The 22849-nt window shown below is 42.7% G+C and carries 19 protein-coding genes; 5 read left to right on the top strand and 14 right to left on the bottom strand.

Annotated features, from left to right (window positions below):
- Positions 1 to 4: 4 nt before the first annotated feature.
- On the bottom strand, positions 5 to 1276 hold the full coding sequence (locus tag EKM82_RS02905; RefSeq protein ID WP_125766822.1) for a 3-hydroxy-3-methylglutaryl-CoA reductase: 1272 nt from the start codon (positions 1274 to 1276) through the stop codon (positions 5 to 7).
- Positions 1276 to 2454, bottom strand: coding sequence for a thiolase family protein (locus tag EKM82_RS02900; RefSeq protein ID WP_125766821.1), 1179 nt, complete (start codon positions 2452 to 2454; stop codon positions 1276 to 1278). The genes EKM82_RS02905 and EKM82_RS02900 overlap by 1 nt, the downstream gene beginning before the upstream one ends.
- 245 nt (positions 2455 to 2699) lie before the next feature.
- Here EKM82_RS02900 and EKM82_RS02895 point away from each other — a divergent pair, with 245 nt between their 5' ends.
- Positions 2700 to 2993: a hypothetical protein gene (locus tag EKM82_RS02895; protein WP_125766820.1), complete on the top strand. Its 294-nt coding sequence runs from the start codon at positions 2700 to 2702 to the stop codon at positions 2991 to 2993.
- A 199-nt stretch (positions 2994 to 3192) separates the two neighbouring features.
- Here EKM82_RS02895 and galU read toward each other — a convergent pair whose 3' ends face one another.
- From galU to EKM82_RS02875, 4 genes are all read right to left on the bottom strand, one after another.
- Entirely contained in the window at positions 3193 to 4107 is a 915-nt protein-coding gene (galU, locus tag EKM82_RS02890) for a UTP--glucose-1-phosphate uridylyltransferase GalU (RefSeq protein ID WP_125766819.1), read from the bottom strand.
- Between the two features lie 203 nt (positions 4108 to 4310).
- A complete protein-coding gene (locus EKM82_RS02885; RefSeq protein ID WP_125766818.1) occupies positions 4311 to 5255 on the bottom strand; it encodes a YihY/virulence factor BrkB family protein in 945 nt (314 codons plus the stop codon).
- Between the two features lie 1105 nt (positions 5256 to 6360).
- Positions 6361 to 7197, bottom strand: a complete 837-nt coding sequence (gene map / locus EKM82_RS02880; RefSeq protein WP_125766817.1) for a type I methionyl aminopeptidase — start codon at positions 7195 to 7197, stop codon at positions 6361 to 6363.
- 457 nt (positions 7198 to 7654) lie between these two features.
- Positions 7655 to 8509 (bottom strand): aldose epimerase family protein, encoded by an 855-nt coding sequence (locus EKM82_RS02875; protein WP_125766816.1) that lies wholly within the window; start codon positions 8507 to 8509, stop codon positions 7655 to 7657.
- Between the two features lie 547 nt (positions 8510 to 9056).
- On the opposite strand from EKM82_RS02875, the gene EKM82_RS02870 reads away from it, so the two are divergent.
- From EKM82_RS02870 to EKM82_RS02855, 4 genes are read left to right on the top strand one after another with little or no spacing between them, the layout of a single operon-like run.
- Positions 9057 to 10259 carry a betaine/proline/choline family ABC transporter ATP-binding protein gene (locus tag EKM82_RS02870; protein ID WP_125766815.1) on the top strand — a complete coding sequence of 401 codons (1203 nt, stop codon included), beginning with the start codon at positions 9057 to 9059 and terminating at the stop codon, positions 10257 to 10259.
- On the top strand, positions 10259 to 10888 hold the full coding sequence (locus EKM82_RS02865; RefSeq protein WP_125766814.1) for an ABC transporter permease: 630 nt from the start codon (positions 10259 to 10261) through the stop codon (positions 10886 to 10888). The genes EKM82_RS02870 and EKM82_RS02865 overlap by 1 nt, the downstream gene beginning before the upstream one ends.
- 9 nt (positions 10889 to 10897) lie before the next feature.
- A complete protein-coding gene (locus EKM82_RS02860; RefSeq protein ID WP_125766813.1) occupies positions 10898 to 11827 on the top strand; it encodes an osmoprotectant ABC transporter substrate-binding protein in 930 nt (309 codons plus the stop codon).
- Positions 11828 to 11830: 3 nt separating this feature from the next.
- Positions 11831 to 12493, top strand: a complete 663-nt coding sequence (locus tag EKM82_RS02855) for an ABC transporter permease (RefSeq protein ID WP_125766812.1) — start codon at positions 11831 to 11833, stop codon at positions 12491 to 12493.
- Between the two features lie 247 nt (positions 12494 to 12740).
- On the opposite strand, the gene EKM82_RS11770 is transcribed toward EKM82_RS02855, so the two are convergent.
- From EKM82_RS11770 to ligA, 8 genes are all read right to left on the bottom strand, one after another.
- Complete coding sequence (locus tag EKM82_RS11770) at positions 12741 to 13478, bottom strand: hypothetical protein (RefSeq protein WP_225419641.1); 738 nt, start codon at positions 13476 to 13478, stop codon at positions 12741 to 12743.
- 431 nt (positions 13479 to 13909) lie between these two features.
- Positions 13910 to 15277 carry a 23S rRNA (uracil(1939)-C(5))-methyltransferase RlmD gene (gene rlmD, locus EKM82_RS02845; protein ID WP_125766811.1) on the bottom strand — a complete coding sequence of 456 codons (1368 nt, stop codon included), beginning with the start codon at positions 15275 to 15277 and terminating at the stop codon, positions 13910 to 13912.
- Positions 15278 to 15356: 79 nt separating this feature from the next.
- The gene (locus tag EKM82_RS02840; RefSeq protein ID WP_125766810.1) at positions 15357 to 16322 is read right to left on the bottom strand and encodes a diacylglycerol kinase; all 966 of its coding nucleotides are present in this window, start codon (positions 16320 to 16322) and stop codon (positions 15357 to 15359) included.
- Positions 16323 to 16341: 19 nt separating this feature from the next.
- Positions 16342 to 17772: an Asp-tRNA(Asn)/Glu-tRNA(Gln) amidotransferase subunit GatB gene (gatB, locus tag EKM82_RS02835; RefSeq protein WP_125766809.1), complete on the bottom strand. Its 1431-nt coding sequence runs from the start codon at positions 17770 to 17772 to the stop codon at positions 16342 to 16344.
- Positions 17772 to 19241 (bottom strand): Asp-tRNA(Asn)/Glu-tRNA(Gln) amidotransferase subunit GatA, encoded by a 1470-nt coding sequence (gatA, locus tag EKM82_RS02830; protein WP_125766808.1) that lies wholly within the window; start codon positions 19239 to 19241, stop codon positions 17772 to 17774. The genes gatB and gatA overlap by 1 nt, the downstream gene beginning before the upstream one ends.
- Complete coding sequence (gatC, locus tag EKM82_RS02825; RefSeq protein WP_125766807.1) at positions 19238 to 19543, bottom strand: Asp-tRNA(Asn)/Glu-tRNA(Gln) amidotransferase subunit GatC; 306 nt, start codon at positions 19541 to 19543, stop codon at positions 19238 to 19240. Before gatC ends, gatA begins: the two co-directional genes overlap by 4 nt.
- 86 nt (positions 19544 to 19629) lie before the next feature.
- Complete coding sequence (locus EKM82_RS02820; RefSeq protein ID WP_125766806.1) at positions 19630 to 20790, bottom strand: CamS family sex pheromone protein; 1161 nt, start codon at positions 20788 to 20790, stop codon at positions 19630 to 19632.
- Entirely contained in the window at positions 20790 to 22820 is a 2031-nt protein-coding gene (ligA, locus tag EKM82_RS02815) for an NAD-dependent DNA ligase LigA (protein WP_125766805.1), read from the bottom strand. The genes EKM82_RS02820 and ligA overlap by 1 nt, the downstream gene beginning before the upstream one ends.
- Between the last annotated feature and the right edge of the window lie 29 nt (positions 22821 to 22849).

Genomic DNA, 22849 nt, shown 5'->3' with positions numbered 1-22849 from the left:
ATTTCTACCTCTTTTGTTGTCGTAATTGTTGTAAGATCAATTGGGCCTTAGCCAAATCAAGTCTGTGTTCTTGATTGAGTAAGGCGGTTAACAGTTCGATTTCCGCCGGTTGCGCCCCCGCTAAAATTGCCAAGTTGGCTGCTTGCAAGCGCATGTGACCCGCTTGAATTCCTGTAGTGACTAACGAGCGTAACGCCGCCAAATTATTCGCTAAGCCGACGCTGGCAATAATGCTCATCAGTTGTTCAACTGTTGGCTGCTGTAACAACTCTTGACTAATCATCGCTGTTGGTAAAGAGTTGATGGCCCCGCCAACTTGACCAATTGGCAAAGGAATCGTCAATTTACCACGTAACAGACGATCAGCTGGCAAATTTTGCCACTGACTGAGCACTAATTGCTGACGTTCAATTAACCAGGCCGTCGTTGCCGCACTAATTGCCCGCAAGTCGTTGCCAGTCGCCAGTGCAGCCGCAAAAACACCATTTAAAATGCCCTTATTTTCTGTACAAGCCCGTTCAGCGTCTTGTTGTGAGAATTGATTAAGTTGGGCAATCCGTGCGGCCACAATCGCACCAGATAACGTGCTGGTCGCCAAAGCGGACCAAGGAATTTCAGCTTGAACGGTAACATACATTTTAGCGCCAGAATTACTTAAAATCGCTGCCAAAACCTGTTCGTCAGCCACTAACATCTGTTGCTGAAGGTATTCCGCAACGCTCTCAGCCACGGTATTAGCAAAATTAGCGCCAAAAGCAGCCTGCGGATCTAACCACAGACTGATTTTAGCTTGGTCAGCACCAACTGGGGTCACTTGCCAAGACCGCAAGCCACCGCCACGTTTGACCATACTGGGATGGGCCTGAGCCGCAACTGTGAAAATTTGCTGGTCGACTTTTTGCAGGCGCTGCTGTAAATCAGCAAAATCAGTCACCGCTGTTAAAATTATTTGGGCCAGAATCAAATGCTCGACGGCAATAGTTTTAAAGCCGCCCCCTTGTTTAACACGTTGGGCACCATTACTGGCTGCAGCAACTACTGATGGTTCTTCAGTAACCATTGGCACATAGTAGTCTTGACCATCAATTAAGAAATTTGCGCCGACGCCGTAAGGTAAAACAAATTGGCCTAAATCATTTTCAGTCATTGCCGTTAAGATTTCATCGGCCAAAGCCGGTTTAGTCGCTAAAAAGTCGGCGCTTTCCGGCGCTAAAGCACCCGTTTGTACTAATTGTCGCAGTCGCTGGTGTCGACTTAATTCGTAAAATTTTGTCATTAGACTAAGCCCTCACGACTTAAATGCCAAGCAATCCCTTGACCGCCACCAATACATAAAGTGGCCAAGCCATGGGTTGCTTGGTTCGTTTTTAATGCAGTCAGCAAAGTTGCAATCATCCGGGTGCCAGTCGCGCCTAGTGGATGCCCTAAAGCAATGGCACCACCCAAAGGATTTAATTTGCTATCAGGGATGGCCAAAGCTGTTTGAACAGCCAATGCTTGTGCCGCAAAGGCTTCATTTAACTCAACCACATCAATTTGGGCCATCGTTAAGTGTGCCTTCTCAAGAACGGTCTTAACGGCTGTAATCGGAGCTAACCCAAATTCTGGTGAGGCAACGCCAGATTCGGCGAACTCTTCCAAATAAGCCTCAATTGGCCAATCGTGTTCACGAGCAAAGGTAGCCGTCGTCAAAAGGAGCATACTTGCCCCGTCATTGATTGGCGAAGCATTACCCGCTGTAATTGTTCCCTCTGCCTGAAAAGCGGGCTGAAGCTGGCTTAATTTGGCTAATGAGGTATTGCGGCGAATAGTTTCATCATGAGCAATTACTTGGCCCGCTACGGTCACCGGAATAATTTCATCAACGAATAAACCAGCTGTTTCGGCAGCGGCAGCTTTTTCTTGTGACCATAAGGCAAACTTATCTTGAGCTAAACGGCTGATTTGATTCTGTGCAGCCAATGCTTCAACTTCTAAGCCCATTGCTTGGTCCGTTAAACTATCAGTTAAGCCATCGTGGAATAAACTGTCCACTTTGTTCGTTGTAGTGACCGGTTGTCCCTTGCGCGGCGGCCGGGTTTCTAAAATCGGCGCCTGAGACATATTTTCAATCCCACCGGCTACGACTACTTGGGCATCACCTAATAGCAAACTCATCTGAGCCAATCGCAAAGCTTTCAAGCTGGAACCACAAACATCATTGATTGTCGTGGCGGTGGCGGTCACTGGCAGACCAGCGCGCAATAATACCTGGCGCGCCGGATTTTGTCCTAAACCAGCACCTAAAACATTGCCCAACCAAACTTGTTCCACTAATTGGCTAGCTTGGGGAATAGTTGCCAATAATCCCTGTAAACAAGCTTTACCTAAAGCGACGGCATCAACCTGACTGAACTGACCACCAAACTTACCAATCGCCGTTCGCTTTGCTGCAACAATTACAATTCGTTCCACACAACTACTCCTTTACCACAAAACCTAAAAACTGTTAAACTATAGAATAACTTACCACTAAATGTTTGTCTATTTAAGCTGGCCAACCGTGTTCAAAGTGTCTGCTAATAAGGAACCAATTCCAAAAGTGCCCCACTTTGATCATCCCGCAACTAAAATAATTACTAGAAATTATACGACATCAAGGCAGCGGTCGCTGCGCATAATGGCCAAACTTAATAAAATTTCAAAAAGGAGCCAAGCCCATGCTGGTCATTGATTTCTTACAATTAATTGCTGATTTACGTAAAAAGACCACCTTCTATTATCGCACTGATGATCAAAACTGGCCGCTGTTATTTATCCAGCCAGAAACGCAACCAGAACAACAGCTCGTACTGACTACCACCACTGGTACCAAAACGCTCCAACAATGGGAACTGCTCTTTTTATTAAATCAACCAGCTTATTATCAATTACCAATTTTTGTTAGTCATCAAGGTCAAGAACAGCCCGTCTTTGGTTTTCGGATGGTCAATCAACAAGCTTGGCTACATTAATTATACCTGATATCAATTAATTATTGCCTATCTAAAGTATAAGTTATTATTTTATTTATCGCTTTTATTGTTGCCGAAATCAAATCGGTAAATTACTCTTCAAATCAAGCAAAAAAGCCAATATTCTCTAATGAATATTGGCTTTTCTGCCACTTAAATCAGAACTAAGTCATTAAATATCAATGCAATTCAGCACTGGTTATTTTTTATTTTTGGCTGCTTTTTGTTGATCCTCTGCGGCTAATTTAGCGCCAAGATCAATAATCAACTTCCGCAAATCATCTTTGATTTCAGGATGATTCAGGCCAAATTCAATACTGGTTTTAACATAACCGAATTTATTTCCCACATCAAAACGACGACCCTTGAACTCATGAGCAAAGACACGTTGGGTCTTGTTCATGGTATCGATGGCATCAGTTAATTGAATTTCGTTGCCAGCGCCTGGTTTTTGGGTTTCAAGAATATCAAAAATTTCTGGTGTTAATAAATAACGGCCAATAATGGCTAAGTTACTTGGTGCTTCTTCAACTTTTGGCTTTTCCACGAAACGACGCACGTTATAAAGGCCAGGCATGGTTTCGCCTTCAGGATCAATCACACCATAAGCTGAAACTTCATCCTTAGGCACTTGCATCACGGCTAAAGTTGAAGCATGAGTCTTTTGATAATCCTCAATTAATTGTTTCGTTAAAGGTACCTTATCCTGCATTAAGTCATCGCCCAACATGACCACGAAAGGTTCGTCAGCCACAAATGACTTCGCTAAGCGCACCGCATCACCTAATCCATTAGGATGAGATTGCCGGGTGAAGTAAAGATTAACGCCCATTTTAGTTGTTTCTTGAACCAACTCTAATAATTTAGTTTTCCCTTTTTCAGCTAAATCATGTTCGAGTTCAGGTACAGAATCAAAGTGGTCTTCGATTGGCCGCTTGCCTTTACCCGTAATAATTAAAATGTCCTCAATACCTGATGCCTTTGCTTCTTCAACGATGAATTGGATCGTTGGTTTATCAACAATTGGTAACATTTCCTTGGCCATTGCTTTCGTTGCGGGTAAGAAGCGGGTCCCAAAGCCAGCTGCGGGAATGACTGCTTTACGAACTTTCATCAAAAAACCTCCTAAGATAACCTGTCTGGCGCAGCACTTTCAGCGACTTTTAAAAATGATTTAAACCAGCGGTATGACCCACTCTTTCAAATCGTTAATTATTCGCGCCAAGCACCACACCAAACAAATTTAAAATGAATCTAAATGACTCACTGTCAAGCATACCATATTTACCCTCAAGTGAAAATAATTACACACAATTCCTAACGGCTCCTTAAAAAGCGGGCAATTCGACTAGGCACTTGGCCATCAGTGCCATGCCAAGATTCATTAAAAACGGCATTGATCACGACGCCAATCATTAATAAAGTCGCGGCAAAATTCAACCACAACAGCCCCACAATTACCGTACCAATAGTACCATAACTATTGAAAGACTTGGCGAAGTATTTGACATATAAAGTGAAACCTTGCGTCAGAACTAACCAACCAATTGCGGTAAAAATCGTGCCCGGTAAAACCGTCCAAAATTTAAAATGAATGTTTGGCAAAATATATTGCAAAAATAGCAAAACCGCCACAACGACAGTAACAATTACTGGCCATTTCCAACGGGTAAAAGTTACCAGAATTTTCTCTGACCAATGAAAGGTTGGCACGACCCACTCCAGAAACTGCTGGCCAAAAGTAAACGCCACAATAATGAGCAGCAAACTAACAATAAAAATAAACGTCAGAATAAAGGCGAAAAAACGGCGAACAATGGCATTTTGAAAAGGAACATCACTATAAATTGTCGAATTATTAACCTGATAAGCATCATTCATACTGTAACGAATCGCGTTTAAAGCACGACTACCTGCCCAAAGCGTGGCAATCACCCCAATGGACAACAAACCGCCATTACTTTTGCCAAGTAAGGAGATGACAATCGGTCGCACGACTGGCAATAGTTGTTCAGGAAAGGCCATGTCCAAATAAGTCATGACTGTTTTGGCATCTAAGCCCAAGTATGGCAGCATATTACCGACGAAAATAACCATTGGAAAAAACGCTAATAAAACATAATAAGTAATTACTTTGGCTGCATTGCTAATATTACTAGAAATTACCCGTTCGACAACTTGCTGAACAAAAGCAAACAATTTGCGGTACCAAGGAATTGGCTGTCGAAATAAAGGCAAGGCCGTCACATCTGTTTGGGTCATTAATAAGCCTCCGATATCAAAATCAATAACCTAAGTATACAAAAGCGAACGAACGTGAGCAAGCTGGTTCAAATCAAAGTTTCAAACGGTTAAACCTAGTGAAGGTGTTGAAACAAAATAGCAGCTGACTCTGATCTGCTACTTATTGCAATGCAAGTTCAAAACCTTTAACACTAGTGAGAATGTTGAAACAGAACAGGTTTTGACTCCATTACGGGCTTGCTGGTTGTGGAACGCGGCCGACATTGATTTGAGCTTATTGCTGCGCAACAATCTCAAATACAAGTCTTATTGTAAGCGCTAAAGCACTAACAATAATTTGGCGGCTGACAACCACGCCCTCCATTCCGTCTGGAGTTGAATTAGAGCAGTTAACTGCTGTTAGTGGTTAAGGCAGTTGTAGCAGGACTGAGCAGCTTAATCTTAATTGAAGTAATAACAGAACAGTTGTGCCAAAAATCTGCATGACAGTGTCTGAACTTCAAAAAAGATTGTCATGCAGGCTTTGGAAGTTATTGCTGTCTGCTTTTCTAAATAGTAATGCTTAATTCTTTTAGCTTACCCAGATGGTTGCTGGGCAATTGATGTCTAACTTTGCTGGTATTGCCTTGATATCAATCAAATCTATCGTGGAATAACTTAGATCAAAATGCAGTGAAGGCCGCCGGGTCGTCAGCCGCCAAATTCAAGACTGTGACATAAGTCAGATATTTGCTGCAATCTCACAATGACTGCATTGATTGTCAGCAAAAATAAAGTGCACCAAATTAACTCCAGACGGCGTGGAGGGATCTTGGCGTCAGCCGCCAAATTGTTCTTAGTGGCTGGGCCACTTAGAACAAGGCTTGTATTTGAGATTGTTGCGTTAGCAATAAGCTCAAATCAATGCCGGCAGCGTTCCACGCCAAGCAGCCCGGAACAGAGTCAAACGCTATTCTGTTTTGCACTGATGTTATAGCTTCGAAGACCTGAATTGTAGACATTGTAGTATTCTCATTTCATTAATTCTGCCTTAACAGCGCTAAAATTTACTTTGATTAAAAATACCAACCGCTGACAATAAAAAAAGCCTTGTCTCTCAGCAGAGAAACAACACTTTCAATTATTATTTTTGATCACGCTTAGCTAGATAATCACGGGCCCAAGCTAAATACTTAGCATCTTCAGCAGCATCCTGAGAAGTTAAAATCTCCGGACCATTATCCGTAATTGCAAAAGTATGTTCATATTGAGCAGACCAGCTGCCATCAGCAGTCACATAATAGACCCAAGGATCGTTAGGATCTTTGACTTCTTTTTCAGCAATTTGCCAAGTACCTTCGTTGATCATTGGTTCGACGGTAATCGTCATCCCATTTTTCAAACGTAGGCCCTTGCCAGGTTCGCCATAGTGAGGCACATTAGGTTGTTCGTGCATCGTTGGTTGGATGCCGTGACCGATTAAATCGCGGACATCGCCGTAGCCATGCTCATCTTCAGTATAATGTTGAATTGCATAACCGACATCACCTAACCGGTTACCAACAACACTTTCAGCAATACCTAAGTACAAAGCTTTTTTAGTAACTTCCATCAAATCTTTTGTCTTTTGACTAACATTACCAACGGCATAACTCCAGCAAGAATCGCTTTCGTAACCATCTTTATTGACAGTCATATCAACTTTAACGATGTCACCATCTTTTAAATATAAATCGCGCCGTGGCGTACCATGAGCAACTTCATCATTAACATCGACACAAGTTGCGTATTTATAACCTTCAAAACCCTTTTCTGAAGGCCGTGCGCCATGACTAGTAATATAATGATCGGCAAAAACTTCAATATCATAAGCAGAAATACCTGGTTTAATAATATCGCGTAAGCCTAAATGCACCCCGGCCAAAACCTCGCCAGACCGACGCATCCCTTCAATTTCTCGAGCTGATTTTAATGTAATCATCCAACTGCCTCCGTTCAAATAATATTATAACGCAAAAATAACAAGTTGTGAGAGTCGGTGGGCTTTTGGCGTAGTGTAATTTCAAATATTTGCATGAGCTGGTGCAACCAGATCGTGTGAATATTTAAATTGCACCTAGCCATTTACCGACTCAAACACAATTCAACAAGTTGTGAGGCAACCCGGGTAACTCTTGAGTATTAACCCGAATTGAGGCAATAATTGTGCAAACAATTTTGACTTAATTCGCGTTAAGCGGAAAGAGTTGGGTTGCCGAACACAATTAAGTTGTGCGGGGTAGCGGGTAGTTGACGTAGAGTAACTCCAATTATTTACTTGAGCGATGCAATCGTTCGAGCAAATAATTAAGTTAGTCATAGTCAACTGCTACCCCGAACACGATTTAAGTTGTGAGAGTCGGTGGGCTTTCGGCCCTTTCCTACGCGACTTGCACTACTTACTTAATCAAAACCTGATAGCCTAGCACCAATTGATCGCGCGCTGGTAAGGTTAAATTGCCTTCTTTGCGTAATAATTCGGAACTGATTCCTTGTTTATCTGGCAAGCCATTCCATAGACCTAAGCGGATCAATTGCTGTGAGCCCACATATTGCGCACTAAAAAATGGAAAGTCTGTCGTCTGCAAGCACAACATTTTACCAGTGCTTTGGTCCGTCAAACGTAAAGCCTGCATATCACGATTCGTCAAAATAAATAATTTATCAGCAATGTTGGGCGTATTTAAGGCCAAATCACCACGATGAAAATAGCGACTAGGCAAAATTGCCCCTGTCCGAAAATCGTCAGCATTCACTTCACGAATCAAGGTCAAGGCTTTTGTCGGCGCCAAATTCAAATGATAATCGGTTAAGCTCGCCTCTTTTTCCCAAGGCAACGCTGATTCAATCAGTGTCCCCAGCGAAAAAGCCATCGCGACATTGCCCATATTGGTTAAATGATACTGCACTGAAATACCATCAACTAACAGCCGATAAGTCACTAAAAATTGAAAATAGAACGGATAATTCTCGCGACTAGCTGCATTATCCGTTAATTCCAAGGTCACCTGATCAGCTTTTTGGCTGAAAATCCGCCAGCTGGCATCTTTCGCAAAACCATGAATCGGCATTTGGTACTGCTGCGATTGATATTCATATGTATCCTGATAGGATTTCCCAATTGCTGGGAACAAAATTGAATCAGACTGAGTCGTAATGTAATCTAATTGATTTTTTAAGGAAGTTAATTTTTTTAATTGCGCGCCTTGCTCGGTGATGGTTGCGGCGATGGTCGTATTTTTTAATGTAATCATGAATCTCACCTTTATTTCCTAATAGTAACTTCATTATGACACAGACTTCTTAACATAGCTTTGCAAAACTATTAAAAATAACTAAAACCACCACTTTTGGCCACACTTTCAATTGCTGGTTTTCACAAAAGAAATAAATTGAGCAAGAATATTTCTAATGATTCATTGAATGATTTCGAAATCATTCTGTAAATGAATATTCAAAAAAATAGTCATTATTTTAAGCAAAATATTGGTAACATTGAATTTTTTATTTAATTTTTTTATTTTTTGCTCATCCCAATTAGCGTGTACGTTGTAAGTGCTTTTATTTTGCAAGTATATTTCAGAGCAAGTTGTTTTCATTTGTGAAGTTTGCTAATTCGTGTAAACTAGATAGATAGACATATCAGTAAAACAAAATACGATCGGTTACGGCGAACGAGCAATCGTCCAATGAACCTGGTCGTTTTTTATTGCTAAGGGCTGGTCAGTGACAACTTAAATTCCGATGACGTGAGTTAGTCATCTTCCTGAACAGTCAAAATCAAGGAGGTCTTGCTTTAAGATGTTATTAGAAATGTCCCACTTACGTAAAGAGTATCCCAATGGCAAAATGGCGGTTGACGATTTCAATTTGGAAGTTGGTCGTGGCGAATTTATTTGTTTCATCGGTACTTCAGGTTCTGGTAAAACAACCACCATGCGGATGATCAATCGGATGCTCCACCAAACTTCCGGCACTATCAAGATTAACGGTCATGACATTGCCAAAATGGATCCCGTTAAATTACGCCGTTCAATTGGCTATGTAATTCAGAATATCGGCTTAATGCCCCATATGACCATTCAAGAAAATATCGAATTAGTGCCCAAGTTATTAGGCTGGTCCAAAGAAAAGCGGGCCCAACAAGCTCACAAAATGATTGCCCTGGCCCAGTTACCTGATGAGATGTTGGAACGCTACCCTGGTGAATTATCTGGTGGTCAGCAGCAACGGATTGGCGTAGTCCGTGCTCTAGCAGCCGACCAAGAAATCATCTTAATGGATGAACCTTTCGGCGCTTTAGATCCGATTACCCGTGAATCACTTCAAGATTTGGTCAAGCATCTCCAGGAAGATTTGGGTAAAACTTTTATTTTCGTGACCCACGATATGGATGAAGCTTTAAGTTTAGCCACTCGAGTTGTCATTATGAGTCAAGGCAAACAAGTCCAAGTCGACACGCCAGAAAATATTCTTCGGCATCCGGCCAATGAATTTGTCACCAACTTAATTGGTGAGGAACGCTTGATTCGGGCCCAACCAAATATTTTAACGGTTAGCCAAATTATGAAACGTCATCCTGCCACAATTCAACCAGAACAAACTTTAGCTGACGCCATTGATACGATGCACGAACGGCGCGTTGATACTTTACTCGTAACTGACCAGGATCAAAAGCTGGTCGGCTACTTAGATATTGATGATGTGAGTCGCAAAACTGACGTCCAAACACCAGTCAAGCAATTAATGAATCATGAAGTTTCCTACGTTCAAGCCAAGGCGCTAATTGGCGATAGTGTCCAACGCCTCTTGAAATTAGGGGTTAAGAATATTCCCGTCGTTAATCAAGAGAAACAATTAGTCGGCATTGTTACGCGGACCTCGCTGGTTGATATTGTCTACGATGCGCTCCGTGGTGCCCCAGCTACTGATGAACAGCCAGCTTCACCAATTAATGTGGATATTCATGCGGCGGCCAATCATGAAGGGAGTGCTGATGCCTAATGATTCATTTCTTCACGACTTACGGTAGTCAACTAATTGCTAAAATTGGCCAGCACTTATACATTTCAGCCATTGCCCTTTTATTAGGAATTATTGTGGCCGTCCCCTTAGGCATTTTATTGACGCGAATGAAACACGGCGCTAATTTCGTGATCACCTTAGCTGGTGTGCTGCAAACAATTCCAGCGATGGCGTTATTGGCAATCATGATTCCGATTTTTGGTATCGGCTCAACGCCGGCAATCGTCGCCTTGTTTATTTACTCGCTGTTACCAATCCTACGCAATACTTATTTAGGGATGCGCAGCGTCTCACCAGCAGTGCAAGATGCAGCTAAAGGCATGGGCATGACTTGGTGGCAAGCCATTATTCAAGCTGATCTGCCTTTAGCGGCACCAGTGATCATGGCCGGGATTCGTCTCTCGGCAACTTATGTCATTGCGTGGGCCACGTTAGCTTCTTATATTGGTGCTGGTGGTTTAGGCGACTTTATTTTTAACGGCCTGAACCTCTATCGTTCCGATTTGATTCTAGGCGGTTCAATCCCAGTAATCCTACTAGCGTTGTTAGTTGATTACTTATTAGGCAAGGTTGAAGCCACCGTCACCCCACGACAAATTTTACGCTAGGAGGCCACTATGAAAAAACATCTTCGCAAATGGCTAACTGGTATGTTGGTTGCTCTGGCAATCATTCCTTTAAGCAGTTGCAGCTTACCAGGACTAAGTGGTTCTGGTCAGAATACCGTTCGAATCGCGGCCCAAAATACGACTGAACAACAAATCATGGCCTATTTGATTCAAGGCATGATCCAGCATTATACCAAGTTAGACACCACAATTATTAACAATCTTGGTTCCGGTAATGTCAGTTTCAACGCCCTCAAAAACGGCGATGCTGATATTTCAGCAATTCGTTTTTACGGTACCGATTTAACGACGATCCTCAATGAAAAATTCCAACGTGATCCTGAGAAAGTGGTTCAAACCGTAACCACCGATTTCCAAGAACGCTATCAAATGACTTACTTTAAAACTTATGGCTTTGCTGATACTTATGCTTGGATGGTGAGACCTGAATTTGCTAAGAAACACCATTTAGAAACCGTCAGTGATCTACAAAAATTGGCACCGCAAATGACAGTCGGTATCGATCAAATTTGGCAAAATCGTCAAGGTGATGGCTACCCAGCCTTTCAGAAAACTTATGGTTATCAATTTGGCACCGTTCATCCCATGCAAACCGGTTTGCTCTATGATGCCCTGGCCGCGAACAAAATGGACGCGATTCTCGGTTATTCAACAGACGGTCGCGTTGCCAGTTATCACTTGAAATTGCTTAAAGACGACCGAAACTTCTTCCCACCTTATGACGCCAGCGCTGTGACCACCAATGCGGTCTTAAAGGCCCACCCTGAGCTGACAAAGGTGCTGAACCGCCTAACTGGCCAAATCTCGCTAAAAACCATGCAGCAGCTAAATTATCAAGTGGACGACCAGTTAGAAGAACCCCAAGCAGTTGCCAATAATTTTCTCAAAAAAAATCACTACTTTTCAGGAGGTCATTAAACAATGAAAGATTTAAATTTAATCAATCAGTTGACCTACTACTTTACCCACAATGGTCTTTATGTATTACAACAATTTAATCGAACTTTTCTAATGGCGATTTACGGCGTGCTTTTAGGTGCGATTGTTGGGATTCCGATTGGTATTTGGATTTCACAACATCGGAAACTCTCACCAGCAGTGATTGGCATTGCCAACGTGATCCAAACCGTGCCTTCACTTGCAATGCTGTCAATCCTCATGCTCGGCTTAGGTCTTGGTGAAAATACGGTTATCGTGACAGTATTTCTGTATTCCTTATTACCAATCATCAAGAACACTTATACCGGCATGCTTAGCGTCAATCCTCACGTTTTAGATGCGGGGAAAGGCATGGGCATGACCCGTTGGCAAGTGCTAACCACGATTCGAATTCCCCTTTCCCTAGCTGTGATGATTGCCGGCATTCGTAACGCCCTAGTTGTCGGCATTGGTATTACTGTCATTGGTTCCTTTATCGGTGCTGGCGGACTCGGTGACATTATTATTCGCGGTACCAACGCTACGAATGGTGGGGCCATTATCTTGGCGGGCGCACTGCCCACAGCATTAATGGCGATTATTACCGACTTGGTACTTTCCTTCGTTGAAAAACGCCTAACACCCAAAACTTCCTCAGCCAGATAATTTCAATTTTGGACCGATATTTGAAGCGTAAACCTAAATACCCTGATCGACAATTTCTCTTGGTAAAAATAGAGATTGTTGATCAGGGTATTTTTTGATAATTAGTTTACTTTTCAGGATTTCCTAAGCCAACTCACGTTCAGACTAACCCGCAAATGATTGTAGCTGCAATTGATTGCAACCTCGGCCCAACCAACGACAGATCAGAGCAGCTTCACCGCCACCATGGTCAGATTATTCGGTTAATCTATTCTTGTTCATCGATTTCTTTGCTGACCGCAACGGCCTTGGTTTGGATTGCCTTCAGAAAGGCCAGTTCTTGCTGGCTATAATCGGTTTCGTAACCCTTAATACTGAAATGCTTAAAATCATGAAGCAGCGACCGCAGCACGTCTTCAAAAGAGCGTTCATGGTCGCGCTCTATCTTGCCGGCAATCAGCGTCTCAAAGCGATAACCAAGGCCAATTTCAGCAAACTCTGAGGCCACCCACAACAAGTCACCAGCTTCGACGCCATGCTCAGTATCAACTACCCACTGATAATCTTTTGCCACATACAACGGGGTTTTTTGGCCTTTGAATTGTCGCAACTTGACAATATCAGCGATTAAGCCCGACATTGAATCGTAATTAGTAACATAAACATCCGGCTGCCGATCAAAAATAGCATTAATATCTTGTGCGAGTTTTTCTTCAAAATAGACTGGCTCTTCTAAACCATTACCATATTTCCGATAAGCACCAGTGGCCGCCAAAATTTCACCACCATCGTTATACAGCACACCATCTTGATTATTAATAATAACAACTTGGTCTGGATCCTGATTATCAATCATTCCGACGCTAAAATTATGGGCTAATGCCAAGCGCTGAAGTTCAAAATAGTCCGCAATTGTGACGTTATTTAAATTAACCAGAGATGTTTCATTTGCTTCAATTACCTTGAGTAATTTTGTTTCCGTCGCTTTTTCTTTAAAAATTAACATCAAGCCAGCCCCCTACTTGCATTACCGATTACCTAACAGACGAATAAATCCATTGATCCATACCGCCAACACCTGATGCTGAAATTTTTTATTGCCAGTCATCCTGCCCCTAGCTCCTGACAATTAGCCTACCAGCCATTTCAGTAAGATTGTCTAATAATCATCTAAATTTTACCACTTTTGCGGTCTGGTCTGGTTCTTGATGCCACAAATCGATCGCAGAATTCCCCGTTAAGACCAGCGAAAATGGCACTAGTTGGCAGCAGCGCATGAATAAAATCCCCACTTGCAGGTAACCTAGGCACCGAAAAAAGCATTTAGACCATTATGATCTAAATGCTTAGCAAAACTGCGCTTAAATTTTTTGAATGACCTAATTAACGAGTTAATCAATTCAAGCTATTTTTACAAATTGCTACAACAACAACCGATTACTTTAAATTCAACACGGCGACTGATTCAACATGTGTTGTTTGGGGGAACATATCAACTGGTTGGACTTGATTGCCTTGATAACCACCAGCGGTTAATAACGCTAGATCTCGGGCCAAAGTGGCTGGGTTACAAGAAATATAAACAATCTTACTTGGTTTAACTTCCAGAACAGCGTCAACAAACTCTGGTGAAAGGCCTTTGCGTGGTGGATCGACGAATAAAACGTCCATTTTCACTTGATCGGCTGCCCATTGTGGCATGATTTCTTCAGCTTTGCCCACCGTGAAGTCCATATTGGTCACATCGTTTAATTGGGCATTGTTTTTAGCATCAGCGACGGCTTCAGGGACAATTTCAACTTCCCGGACTTGCTTGACTTGATTGGCCACAGAGATGCCGATGGTGCCAATACCAGAATAAGCATCAACGACTACATCAGTTGGTTGCAACTGGGCGGCATCAATTGCGGTTTGATAAAGATGTTCCGTCTGGTCGTGGTTAACCTGATAGAAAGATTGGGCAGAAATATGGAAGCGATGGCCCAATAACTCATCTTCTAAGTACAAGTGACCATACACCAAGCGTTCCTTAACGCCTAAAATAACGTTGGTCTTTTTAGGGTTAAAGTTGACAATGATACTGCTAATTTCGGGCAGCTCACTAATCCGTTCAACAACTTCCGGTTCGTTTGGCAAATGCCGTTGCTTGCTGACCAAGACAACCATTTGTTGCCCAGTAGCTTGGGCCCGGCGCACCATAATATGCCGCAACGTGCCTTTGCCATTGGTTTCATCATAAGCTGGCACTTGACACTCCCGGAGAATGTCACGAATACTCTGAATTGTTTGATCGATTTTAGGATCTTGAATCAAGAAATCAGTCATCGGAATCAAATCATGGGACCGCTGCCGATAAAAACCAGTTTGCAAAACACCATCGATCATTTTCGTGGGTACTTGAGCTTTATTTCGATAGCCCGTTTCTTTCGGGGCAGCTAATGTTGGTTGCACTTGACAGTCCAAATGGAACTTAGCTAAAGAATTAATCACTTGTTCTTGTTTAAACTTCAATTGGGCCGCATAAGCCAAGTGGGCCAATGGCGCAATCCCAGTTTGTAAATAATTACGCGTGTCAGCTGGCACGCGGTCAGGACTTTCCTTAACGATTTTCAAAAGTCGGCCAAAGCCGTAATGCGCGTTGACTTTGGTAACTTGAAATTCAACTTCTTCAGTTGGTAAAGTATTCGCAATAAAAATTGGATAATCCTGGCCGACTTTAACGACGCCCATTGCTTCATAAGTGAGGTCAGCGACGGTACCACTTAACCGCTGTCCCTTGGTTACTGGTGCTGTAAATTTTGCCACTTTATATCTCCATTCTGTCTGTAAAAAAACTTGCTGACTAGCCAATGCCAACCAACAAGTTTACCGAAAAATAATCAGATTAATGCTCCGCAGTCGTGTCAATTGCTGGATCGTCATTGGAAAGTGCTTGTTCGGGAATTTCATCCACATTAGCAAACATTTCAATGTGTTGCCGCAAATTAACAAATGTCATCGGTGCAACGCCACCAAATTCACCGTCAAGGTTGATTTTCATTTCTTCGCCATTAACGGTTCGCGCCACCACTTTGCGAGTCTTGGTGTAAATAATATTAGGGTCATTGACATGACGACCACCATTCAGGACCATGGTCATCAAACGCAAAATTTCCGCCGGGTTCCCGGTTTTAACCACGATTAAAGCAAAGTTACCATCATCTAACGAGGCATCTGGCGCAATTTGTTCCATGCCACCAACAGAATTGGTCAACCCTAACAAAAACATTGAAGCTGGGCCTTCATAAGTGCCACCGTCATACTGGATTTTCATATCGACCGGTCGAATCCGCGGTAACATCTCGGCGCCCTTCAGAACGTAAGCTAGGTAGCCCAAAACCGATTTGAACTCAGAGGGGACGTCGTATGTTAGTTCAGTCATAAAGCCGCCACCAGCAATGTTCATGAAATACTTCTCATTGGCCTTGCCGATATCCATTTTAACAGTCTGATGTTTCAAGATCACCTTCGCAGCCGCCACTGGATCTTCCCGAGGAATTTTCAACGCTCGCGCATAATCATTTGTCGTTCCTGCGGGAATAATTCCCATTTTAGGCCGATGCTTCAATGGGGCAATACCGTTAACCACTTCATTGATTGTCCCGTCACCACCAGCTGCTAGAATCAAATCAAAACCATCGCGAGCAGCACGTTCTGCTTCTTTTTCTGCGGAAAAAGCGGCTGGAGTTGTTTGAAAAGCACTGGCTTCATAACCGGCCTGCTCTAAAACATTTAAGATCTCACCAACACTCCGTAACATTGTTTCATGCCCTGATGTCGGATTATAGATCAGACGCGCACGCATTTTCATTAAGCCAACCTACTTTCTACTAACGTTTATTTAATTCACCCATCAGAATCTGATTGACAACTTTCGGGTTAGCCTTGCCATGAGTTTGCTTCATAATTTGGCCAACTAAGAAGCCAACTGCACGATCTTTACCATTCTTAAAGTCTTCAATCGATTGTTGATTGTCATCAAGAATTGCCGTGATAATTGGGGTCAAAACAGTTGGATCAGATTCTTGAACTAAGCCCTTGGATTCAACCCAAGCTTTCGGCTCAGTTCCTTTTTTAATTGTTTCTTGGAAAACTTTCTTGGCGATTTTTGAAGAAATCGTCCCATCTTTAATCAACTGGATCATTGTCGCTAAGTTCGCAGGTGTTAACTGAGTTTGAGCCAAATCAAGCTTATTTGCATTTAAGTAAGCATTAACTTCACCCATTAACCAGTTCGAGGCCAACTTAGGATCGGCACCATCAGTAATCGCTTCTTCGAAGAAGTCAGACATTTCCTTGGTGTCAGTTAAAATACCAGCATCATATTCAGGAATACCTAACTCGTTCACATAACGTGCCCGCCGTTTCTCAGGCATTTCCGGAATTTGACCAGCAATTTCGTTGATCCAATCATCACTAATTGAAAATGGTGGTAAATCAGGTTCTGGGAAGTAACGATAATCGTCTGAGCCTTCCTTGACCCGCATTAAAATTGTTTCACCGGAGGCTTCATCAAAGCGCCGAGTTTCCGGACGAATTTGGCCACCAGACATTAAAACTTCTGCCTGGCGTTTTTCTTCATAAGCCAAGCCTAAACGCACATGGTTAAATGAGTTCAAGTTCTTTAATTCAGCCTTAGTTCCTAATTTATCAGCACCAATGGGGCGAATGGAAATGTTGGTATCAACCCGCATTGAACCTTCTTCCATTTTAACGTCAGAAGCGCCAGTAAACTGAATTGTCTTCCGCAATTGTTCTAGATAAGCGTAGGCCTCTTCAGGAGAATTCATATCAGCTTTAGAAACAATTTCGATCAAAGGTGTGCCCTGACGGTTTAAATCCACATAAGAGTAGCCATCGTCACCGTGGGTATTTTTACCGGCATCTTCTTCAACGTGCATTTCTTCGATCCCGATTTTCTTCTTAACACCATTAACTTCAATTTCCAACCAGCCATTACGTGCTAAAGGTTGTTCAAATTGAGTAATCTGGTAAGCCTTGGGATTATCAGGATAGAAATAGTTTTTCCGATCAAAATGAGTTTCTTTAGTCACTTCAGCATGCAAGGCCAAGGCAACCATAATGCCAAGGCGATAGGCTTCATGGTTGACTGATGGCAAAACGCCTGGGAAACCCCAGTCAATCACATTGGTATTGACGTTGGCTTCGGCACCATAGGCAACAGGTGATGGGCTAAACATTTTTGTTTTCGTTTTTAATTCGACGTGGACTTCCAAGCCAATTGTGGTTTCAAAATTCATTACGCATTACCTCCTTTGAAGCTAGGTTTTTCAAGATAGTACTGGTTCATTTCTTCAAAGGCGCTAGCCGCGCGGAAAATTGTCCCTTCATCAAAGCGCTTGGCAATCATCTGCATCCCGATTGGTAAGCCAGCAGCATTAAAACCAGCCGGTACTGAAGCTGCAGGAACACCAGCCATATTGGCGGAAATTGTCAAAATATCTTTCATGTATAACGTAATTGGATCAGAAACATTGGCACCAATTTTGAAGGCTGTATCTGGCGCTGTTGGTCCAACAATTAAATCGTGGGTTTTAAGAATTTCTTCGAAGTCTTGTTTAATTAAAGTCCGCACTTTAGCGGCCTTATTGAAGTAAGCATCATAATAGCCTGATGACAAGGCGAAAGTCCCTAACATAATCCGCCGTTTCACTTCTGGACCAAATCCCTCAGAACGAGTCCGCACATAAACATCCTTCAAATTCTTAACATCTTCAGCACGGAAGCCGTAGCGAATCCCGTCAAAGCGTTGTAAGTTTGAAGAAGCTTCACTAGAAGCTAAAACATAATAAGCTGGCACGGCATACTTGGTATGTGGTAATTGAACATGGTCAACAATTGCCCCTTGTTCAACTAACTGTTGAATTCCCTTTTCAACCTGAGCCTTGACGTCATCAGCAATGCCTTTACCAAAGAATTCGTCAGGAACGGCAATCTTCAAGCCTTTAATATCTTGACCAATAAATTGACTAAAATCAGGAACTGGACGTTGTGAGCTGGTACTATCTTTAGCATCATGACCACTCATCACCGTCAAAAATGGTGCCGCGTCCTTAACCCGACGAGTCATCACCCCAAGTTGATCGAAGCTTGAGCCAAAAGCAATTAAGCCCCAGCGAGAAACCCGGCCGTAAGTCGGTTTGATCCCAAAAATACCATTATAAGCAGATGGCTGGCGAATTGAACCACCAGTATCACTCCCAAAGGCAGCAAAAACTTCACCAGCAGCAACCGCTGCAGCAGAACCACCAGATGAACCACCAGGCACCCGACTTAAATCCCAAGGATTATGAGTTGGTTTGAAGAAAGATGATTCCGTTGAAGAACCCATGGCAAATTCATCCATATTTGTTTTACCAATATCGATAGTGCCTGCTTGTTCAAGTTTCTCAACAATCGTTGCGTCATAAACCGGGTTAAAGTTATCCAGCATATGACTAGCAGCAGTCGTGCGCACACCCTTGGTGACAATATTATCTTTATAAGCCACTGGGATCCCAGCTAATAAGTTATCTTCAGCAATCCCCTCAGCATCGATCTTCTCAGCTGCGGCTAAGGCTTTCTTCTGATTAGTCGTGATAAAGGCATTTAATTGTGGTTCATGCTCGTCAATTGCGCTCATGGTGTCTTTAACTAAATCAACCGCAGTTAACTCATGATTCACTAATTGTTGATGCAGGCTATGCAAATCAGTCTCTAAAAAGTTCATGCGTCAGCCTCCCCTTTATCAATAATTGAAGGCACTTTAATTAAGCCGTCCTTGCTTTCTGGTACGTTTTGTAAAAGTTCGTCCCGTGATGGCCCGTCAGTCACAGGAACGTCAGCGCGGAATACATTTTCTGTATCCGTTAATTGTGTTGTTGGTGCAACCCCGTCTGTTGGTACTTCTGCTAAGGCGTGTTCCATCGCAATAATCTGATCCAATTGGGTCGTGAAATGCTCTAATTCTGCATCTGTAAAAGATAACCGAGCTAATTCAGCCACATGTGCAACTTGATCTTTAGATATCATTCGCCAAATGTCCTCCATTCGTTTTAAAACAAGATTCATTCAAAACTTATTTTATCATTTAAAGCTTAGTGAAAAAACCAGAAAAGCTAGTAACTACTAAAAACATGGCTATAAAAATCTTTTTCACCACTATCACGATTCAAAAAGGCTTGCATCCCGCCGACTGAAGAAATCGTAATTTCAATCGGCACATTGGCTGGCAAATACCGTGAAGCCGCAGTGCCAACGTATTGCGTAAAGCTACGAATCTCATTTTCACCGAAGAATTGGGTAGTGATTTTAATCTTCATGCCCTTTAATGAATCATTCTCGTAATGAACTTGGGCGGTGACGCCACTCAAATTAGGGAAGAATGATTGAATCTTTGACTTAAAGTTATTGAAGGAGTCGCTATCGCCACCATTAATGGCTTTTTCGTTATTGACGACTGGCAAAACCCCATTCTCTTGTTTCAAACTAGTCCAGTCAGAGATAGTCGTGCCTGATTTACTAACGGCTTGGGCGAAATAAGTACCACCAACCAAACTATCATTAGCAGCCTGCTCGTAAAGACCGAACACAATCGTCACATTCGCCAATTCTTTTTTCTGGCGTAACCGGGCCAAAATCTTTTGTGCCATTTCTTTCCCTTGTTTCTCCTGATCAGCTCGAGAAATCGTGGTTTTGAAAGTGGCCCCATATTGCACCTTTTGGTAATAATCGGTGGAGTTCATCCCTAAGCCAATCGCCATACCATCTAGCTTATAAGAATTACCACTGTGAACTAAATAATCTTGCTCCAAAATTTGTTGTAAATAAATTGGATTACGTTTATCTGGCTCCGTTTGCTTATTGTCTTCAGGATTTAAGCCATCAGCATTACTACTAGACTTTCGCTTCAACCAGCTATTCGCTGTGGTCCGGGCAATATATTGGCCTTCTTGGAAAGCATATTTATCAGGCGAAAATTGCTGTTTACTAATAGTCGTTAAGCCATCTTCAAAACTGGAGACATTGAAGTTATTGCTATTCTGATCAACGGTCAATCCTCGGGAACTACTCGTTTTATACTTGCCATCACTTAACAGTGCGCTGTATTGACTACCGTCAGTTGTGCCAGTAATTTGATAAGCTGATGACTTACTAGCAGCAGTATTACTACTAGTACTGCCACTAAGATCAGCATTTTGTAAGTTACCACAGGCAGTCAAGAAAATCCCTACCAAGCCCATGAGTAAAAGTAGACCTTTTTTACTCGTGAATCGCATTATTTCACCTCATCAAGATATTGGTCAAGTTCAGTCTCTGGCAAAACCGGCACATTTAACTGTTGAGCTTTGGTCAGCTTACTACCTGCATCAGTTCCAACAATTAAATAGTCCGTCTTTTTAGAAACCGACCCGACAATATGTGCGCCTAAATCTGTTAACTGCTGACTTAGCTCGCTACGAGTATAATGAGCCAATTTACCAGTTAACACAATAGTTTTATCCTTAAAGAAATTATCTTTAACCACCGTTGTGGTCCCAAGATAGTCAAAATTAACGCCGACTGTCTTTAATTCCTGCATTAATTCCTGTACCTGAGCATTGGCGAAGTACGTGGTTAAGCTTTCACCAATGGTGGGGCCAATGGTTTTAATTGCCGTAATCTCTTCAGCCGAAGCTGCCATTAATTTCTCTAAGTTGCCGAAAGCTGCCAATAATAATCTGGCCGCCTTGGCACCAACATTGCGCACACCCAAACCAAATAATAAGCGTTCAGCTGAGTTTTGTTTCGAGTTGGCGATCGCATTTAATAAATTATTAATGGATTTCTCCTGAAATTTATCTAAATCAGCCAAGTCAGCTGCCGTTAGCTTATATAGATCGGCCACATCCTTAACTAGATGACGTTCATATAATTGTGTGACTACTTTAGGCCCGAGACCAGTAATATCCATGGCATCCCGCGAAGCAAAATGAGTTAAACCTTCTTTGACCTGAGCTGGGCACATTGGATTCACACAGCGCAGCGCAACTTCATCGGCCAAGTGAATCAATTTTGACCCGCATGAAGGACAAGTTGTGGGCACTTCATAGGGCTGACTATCCTTAGGCCGTTTTGCCAAAACAACTTGGGAAACTTCTGGAATAATATCGCCGGCCTTATGAATCAAGACAGTATCACCAAGACGAACATCTTTCTCGCGTAACAAATCGACGTTATGTAACGTCGCCCGAGCTACTGTCGTACCGGCCAAACTAACTGGATCCATGACTGCGGTTGGTGTGACCACGCCAGTTCGGCCCACGGTCCATTCAATCTCGCGAATCACAGTGTGCGCTTCTTCTGGTGGGAATTTATAAGCAATTTCCCAACGTGGAACTTTAACGGTATTGCCTAATTCGGCTTGTAAATCAAGTTGATTAATTTTCAGAACGACGCCATCAATGCCATAGGGTAAATCATCACGTCGCGTCTGGTAACGCTGAATATAGTCATCAATTTGCTCTAAGTCCGTTGCCACTAGCGATTCTGGATTAACATGGAAGCCCCACTTCTGTAATTGTTGCAACGCTTCAGCTTGAGTCGTAACGCCATAACGGTCGGCATTAACAATTGTGTACATAAATGTATCTAACTTACGCGCTTTAGTCACACGTGAGTTTAATTGGCGTAAACTACCTGCTGCTGCGTTTCGCGGATTTGCAAAAATAGCTTCACCGTTATTATCGCGTTCGCGATTCAACTTCTCAAAGGAATCTTTGGGCATATAACATTCGCCCCGAACTTCCAAATCAATTGGTTCAGCCAGTGTTTGAGGAATTGAGCTGACCGTCCGCAAATTGGCCGTCACATCTTCACCAATCGAGCCATCACCCCGAGTCGAACCTAGGACTAATTTACCAGCTTCATAACGCAATGAAATTGCTAAACCATCGATTTTCAATTCAACGTTATAAGTCGTTGGTTGTTGGATGGCTTTTTGCATCCGCGCGTCGAAAGTCGCGAGTTCCGCCAACGAGAAGACATCGCCCATTGATAACATTGGAATTTGGTGACTGACCTTAGTGAATCCTGCCAAAACAGTGCCACCAACTTGTTGTGTCGGCGAATCAGCTGTCACTAACTGAGGAAAAGCCTGTTCTAAGTCCTGCAATTGACGATACTGATCGTCATAAACAGAATCCTCAACTAATGGCGCATCCTTGGTGTAATATGCTTGGGCATAACGCCGTAACTGTTGACGTAATTCAGCAATTGCTGCGGTTGCTTCTGAAAGTGAATAATCCTTGCTTGGTTTTGGTAACGGCATAATGGACTCCTTCTTTCTTTTACAAACTT

This window comes from Lapidilactobacillus wuchangensis, assembly GCF_003946645.1.
Taxonomy (GTDB): Bacteria; Bacillota; Bacilli; order Lactobacillales; family Lactobacillaceae; genus Lapidilactobacillus; species Lapidilactobacillus wuchangensis.
The sequence above is the reverse complement of the archived record's forward strand: the minus strand, read 5'-3'. Positions and strand labels throughout refer to the sequence as shown.